The following is a 4,316-nucleotide window of genomic DNA, read 5'->3' as shown; positions in this document are numbered from 1 at the left end:
TACGTGGTCGTCAGCCCGTCGAGCTGGGTGTTCAGGGACACCGGGGTGCGCGCGGGCGACAGCTTCCCGAACCTGGTCGGCGTCGAGTACGACCGGGTCGACCCGGCCTACCCGGTGGAGCGCCCGATCGAGGTGCTCTCCCACTCCCCGCTGACCTGCGAGGGCGCGAGCAGCTTCGGGGACTCCGCCTACTACACGCACCCCGGCGGCGCCGGCGTCTTCAACAGCGGGACGATGCGCTGGGTGGAGGCCATCTACGGCGACCAGCCGCACGGCGTCGAGGGCAAGACCCCCGGCTTCGTCCGCCAGGCCACGATGAACGTGCTGCGCGCGTTCGCCGAGGGCCCCGCCGCCCACAAGTACCCCGCCCACGACAACCTCGACGCCATGGACGAGGCCTACGGCTCCCCGATCGATCCGGGGAACCTGCAGTAGCGGGGATAGAAACCCACCATAAAAGGTGGGTTTCTATCCCCGCTGTCGAAAAGTGGCCCAACCGCGAGCGTCAGCAGGCCAGGATCAGGTCGAAGCCGACGCTCACGGCGTCACCCGCGGTGTTCGTCGGGTAGACGTAGACCAAATCCCGGGTTTCGCTGGAATGCCGGTGAGCGGGATTCACCGGGCGGATCATCTCATCCCGGATATCTGCCGCGCCAGCCGCATGCCGCGGAGTTCTTAAGAGGCGCAACCATTCGTTCGGCTAAATAATTAAAATTCCCTTATGCGGAAAGGCCGCCGTCGACGGGAATGACCGCGCCTGTGAGGGCGCCGGAATCGGGGGAGCAGAGCCATGCGATCGCGGCCGCGACCTCGTTCGGTTCGAGGAGCCGCCGCAGCAGCGCCTGGCCCGCGAACGAGTCCTGCGACGGGAGGCCGTAGACGGCCGCGCTGGCCTCGAGCATCACCCCGCGGGTGGAGCCAGGGCAGACGACGTTCGCGGTCACCCCGGTGCCGGCCAGGTCGGCGGCCAGCGCGCGCACGTAGGCGAGAGCGGCCGCCTTCGCGGCCGAATACGCGGCGAGCCGCGGCATCGCGCGCAGCGCCGCCGCGGAGGAGACCGCGACGAACCGCCCGGACCCCGCGGCCACCATCGACGGCACGCACGCGTCCGCCAGGTGGCGCACCCCGTGCAGGTTCACCCGCAGCACGAGGTCGAACGCGTCGTCGGGCGCGCTCCAGGCCAGGTGCCCGCCGATGACCCCGGCCGCGGCCACCGCGGCTGTCGGCGCCCGCCCGTCGAGCACGTCCGCGATCTTGCCGCGCACGCCGCCGTCGCCGACGTCCGCCACCAGCACGTCGACACCTGGCGCGCCGGCCGCTAGGCAGTCGCTGGCGACGGCGTCGAGGTCGGAGAGCGACGGCATCGGGTAGTCAAGTGGCGGCTGCGGCGCGCACGCGTCGATCAGCACGAGCGACCAGCTCGCCGCGGCGAGCCGCCGGGACACCGCCGCCCCCATGCCGCGCGCCGCGCCCGTCACGACGGCGAGCCGCCCGGTCATGCGCTACCCACGGCAAGCAGCTTATCCAGCGTCCCGGCCAGGCCGTCGGCGAGCAGGCCGAGCAGCCGCTCGCCTTCGGCGGCGGAGGCGCCCGTCGGATCGCCGAGCACGCCGTTCGGGCTGACCGCGCGGACCCCGCGGGCCCGCAGCTCGGGCATGATCGCGGTGACCGGCCGCGTCTCGCCGGGCGCGGCGGCGGCCAGCCGCACGTCGCCGGGGGCCAGCGCGAGCAGCACCGATGTCTCGGTCCGTCCAGCGTGCGCGTCGCAGCCAGGCAGGGCCGCCCCCGTATGCCACACATGGCACTGCCGTCCCTCCGCGCGCAACTGGCGCGCGGCGTCGCCGATCGCGGCCGCGTTCCCGCCGTGCCCGTTGACCAGCAGCATCGCCGGCCAGTGGAGGCTCGCGTGCCGCCCGAGCTCGACTAGGACCAGTGTCAGCGCGGCCGTGCCGATCGACAGCGTGCCGGGGAAGTCCGCGTGCTCGCCGCTCGCCCCGATCGCCACCGGCGGCGCGAGCGCCACCCCGGCTCGTCTCGCGCAGGCCCGTTCGGCCACCGCGGCCGCGATCCGGGTGTCGGTGTCCAAAGGCAGGTGCGGCCCGTGCTGCTCCAGCGAGCCAAGAGGCACCACGAGCAGCCGCCGCGGCCCCGCCTCGACGTCAGGCCAGTGCGCGGCGCGCAGCGCGAAAAGCGGTCCGGTCAGCGCAGGCTCCCGGCAAACGCGGCGCCGAGCTGCCGCATCCCGTCGTCGAGCAGCGCGCCGAGGTCGGCGCTCTCATCGTCGAGCCAGTGCTCGTAGGCGGCGACGGCGACCCCGAGGACGGCGTGCGCGATCACCTGCGGCGCGAGCTCCCCGGCGCGGCGGCAGGTCCGCTGCGCGACGAACTCCGCGATCACCTGCCGCCACGCGGTGAAGCGCAGCGTTGAGTACGCGAACAGCGCGGGGACCCGCAAGATCAGCTGCATCCGCCGCCTGTGCAGCGGCACCTGCGCGGCGGGGACCCGGTTGAAGTCGATGAGCGCGAGCCGGATCGCGTCCATCAGCGGGATCTCGGGCGGGCACGCCTTGAGCCGGACCCGCATCCGGTCGAGCTCGTGCTCGAACGCGCCCCACGGGATGTCGTTCTTGGACGGGAAGTAGCGGAAGAACGTCCGCCGCCCGATCCCGGCCGCCGCCGCGATCTCATCGACCGTGGTCTGCTCGAATCCGTTCGCGGCGAACAGCCCGAACGCCGCCTGTTCGAGCTCAGCCCGCGACGTCACCCGCTTGCGCCCGGGGTGGCCGGCGGGCCCGGGCCCGGGCCCGGGGTCACCGGCCGGGCCCGCGGTGCCCGGGGTCGCCGCCGCCGGTGCCGGCACTGTGATCACCAACCCTGTTAGCAGTTGCCACATCTTACGACGGCCATAGCGTGATGGCCGGTCACACTGCGTGATTTTTCTTGATTCCGGCACCTGGTGCCGTTACGCTCGTGCCCAGGTCCTGATCTTGGCACTTGGTGCCACTATTACCGGAGGTTCGCATGGCCGAGCCAGCTTTCGCGGCTGCCGAGCAGGCAGAGACCGAGACCCTCAGCAGCGACGAGCTCCTCGTCGAGGAGGTCTCGATCGACGGTATGTGCGGTGTCTACTGAGCCGACCCCGTTCGACCTCGACCACCCGTGGCAGGTCGACCCGCGCGTGTCGATGCGCCCCGAGCCGTTCGGCGCGCTGCTGTACCACTTCGGCACCCGGCGGCTTTCCTTCCTGAAGAACCAGCGGGTGCTCGCGGTGGTGCGGTCGCTTGTCGACCACCCCACCGCCAGGGCCGCGTGCGCCGCGGCCGGCGTGACCGAGGCGGAACTGCCCGCGTACACCCGGGCGCTGGCCGCGCTCGCGGATTCACACATGATTTCCGAACGGACGCCCGCATGACCCTCACCCAGGACCTGGCTGCCGGCGCGGGGAGCGCGCCCGGGCGGCTGACCGACCTGTTCCAGCTTGGCCTGGACGCTCCCATCTGCCTGACCTGGGAGCTCACCTACGCCTGCAACCTTTCGTGCGTGCACTGCCTGTCCTCCTCGGGCCGCCGGGATCCGCGGGAGCTGACCACGCGGGAGTGCAAGCAGGTCATCGACACGCTGCAGCGGATGCAGGTCTTCTACGTCAACATCGGCGGCGGCGAGCCGACGGTGCGCCAGGACTTCTGGGAACTGGTGGACTACGCGACCGCGCACCACGTCGGGGTGAAGTTCTCCACCAACGGCGTGAAGATCACCCCTGACGTGGCCGCCCGGCTGGCCGCGTCCGACTACGTGGACGTGCAGATATCGCTGGACGGCGCGACGGCAGGCGTGAACGACGCGGTGCGCGGCGCCGGTTCCTACGCGACCGCGATGCGGGCGATGGAGAACCTGTCGGCCGCCGGATTCCGCGGCTTCAAGCTGTCGGTGGTCATGACCAGGCAGAACATTCCCCAGCTTGACGCATTCAAGGCCATCGCCGACCGGTTCGGCGCCCAGCTGCGGCTCACCCGGCTGCGCCCGTCGGGACGCGGCGCCGACGTCTGGCACGACCTGCACCCGACCGCGGACCAGCAGCGCTCGCTGCACGCATGGCTCGTGGCGCACGGCGAGCAGGTGCTGACCGGCGACTCGTTCTTCCACCTGTCGGCGTACGGTTCCGCCCTGCCGGGACTGAACCTGTGCGGCGCGGGACGGGTCGTCTGCCTGATCGACCCCGTGGGCGACGTGTACGCGTGCCCGTTCGCGATCCACGAGAACTTCCTGGCAGGCAACGTTCGCGACGACGGCGGGTTCGAGACCGTGTGGAGGTCGTCG

At 71.7% G+C, this 4,316-nt stretch carries 7 protein-coding genes; 4 read left to right on the top strand and 3 right to left on the bottom strand.

Annotated features, from left to right (window positions below; translation table 11 throughout):
- Nucleotides 1–435 (top strand): N,N-dimethylformamidase beta subunit family domain-containing protein (locus Q1N79_RS29885; protein WP_300614467.1); only part of this gene is annotated, 435 nt, incomplete at its 5' end.
- A gap of 284 nt (nt 436–719) precedes the next feature.
- On the opposite strand, the gene Q1N79_RS29880 is transcribed toward Q1N79_RS29885, so the two are convergent.
- From Q1N79_RS29880 to mftR, 3 genes are read right to left on the bottom strand one after another with little or no spacing between them, the layout of a single operon-like run.
- Nucleotides 720–1,499 (bottom strand): mycofactocin-coupled SDR family oxidoreductase, encoded by a 780-nt coding sequence (locus tag Q1N79_RS29880; RefSeq protein ID WP_300614466.1) that lies wholly within the window; start codon nt 1,497–1,499, stop codon nt 720–722.
- Complete coding sequence (mftE, locus tag Q1N79_RS29875) at nt 1,496–2,182, bottom strand: mycofactocin biosynthesis peptidyl-dipeptidase MftE (protein ID WP_300614468.1); 687 nt, start codon at nt 2,180–2,182, stop codon at nt 1,496–1,498. Before mftE ends, Q1N79_RS29880 begins: the two co-directional genes overlap by 4 nt.
- Before the next feature lie 17 nt (nt 2,183–2,199).
- On the bottom strand, nt 2,200–2,859 hold the full coding sequence (mftR, locus tag Q1N79_RS29870) for a mycofactocin system transcriptional regulator (RefSeq protein WP_300614465.1): 660 nt from the start codon (nt 2,857–2,859) through the stop codon (nt 2,200–2,202).
- 161 nt (nt 2,860–3,020) lie between these two features.
- Here mftR and mftA point away from each other — a divergent pair, with 161 nt between their 5' ends.
- The 3 genes from mftA to mftC form a co-directional block, all read left to right on the top strand.
- Nucleotides 3,021–3,131, top strand: a complete 111-nt coding sequence (gene mftA / locus Q1N79_RS29865) for a mycofactocin precursor MftA (protein WP_300614464.1) — start codon at nt 3,021–3,023, stop codon at nt 3,129–3,131.
- On the top strand, nt 3,121–3,411 hold the full coding sequence (gene mftB, locus Q1N79_RS29860; RefSeq protein ID WP_300614463.1) for a mycofactocin biosynthesis chaperone MftB: 291 nt from the start codon (nt 3,121–3,123) through the stop codon (nt 3,409–3,411). The genes mftA and mftB overlap by 11 nt, the downstream gene beginning before the upstream one ends.
- A partial coding sequence (gene mftC / locus Q1N79_RS29855) for a mycofactocin radical SAM maturase (RefSeq protein ID WP_300614462.1) occupies nt 3,408–4,316 on the top strand: 909 nt, incomplete at its 3' end. The genes mftB and mftC, both read left to right, overlap by 4 nt.

Origin of the sequence: Trebonia sp., assembly GCF_030042015.1 — a bacterium.
Lineage (GTDB): Bacteria > Actinomycetota > Actinomycetes > Streptosporangiales > Streptosporangiaceae > Trebonia.
Note: the sequence above shows the minus strand (reverse complement) of the source record. Positions and strands in the feature narration are given on the sequence as shown.

Coding starts and splice junctions, on each gene's coding strand:
- mftA (WP_300614464.1), top strand. CDS start 3,021: ATGGCCGAGCCAGCTTTCGCGGCTGCCGAGCAGGCAGAGACCGAGACC.
- Q1N79_RS29880 (WP_300614466.1), bottom strand. CDS start 1,499: ATGACCGGGCGGCTCGCCGTCGTGACGGGCGCGGCGCGCGGCATGGGG.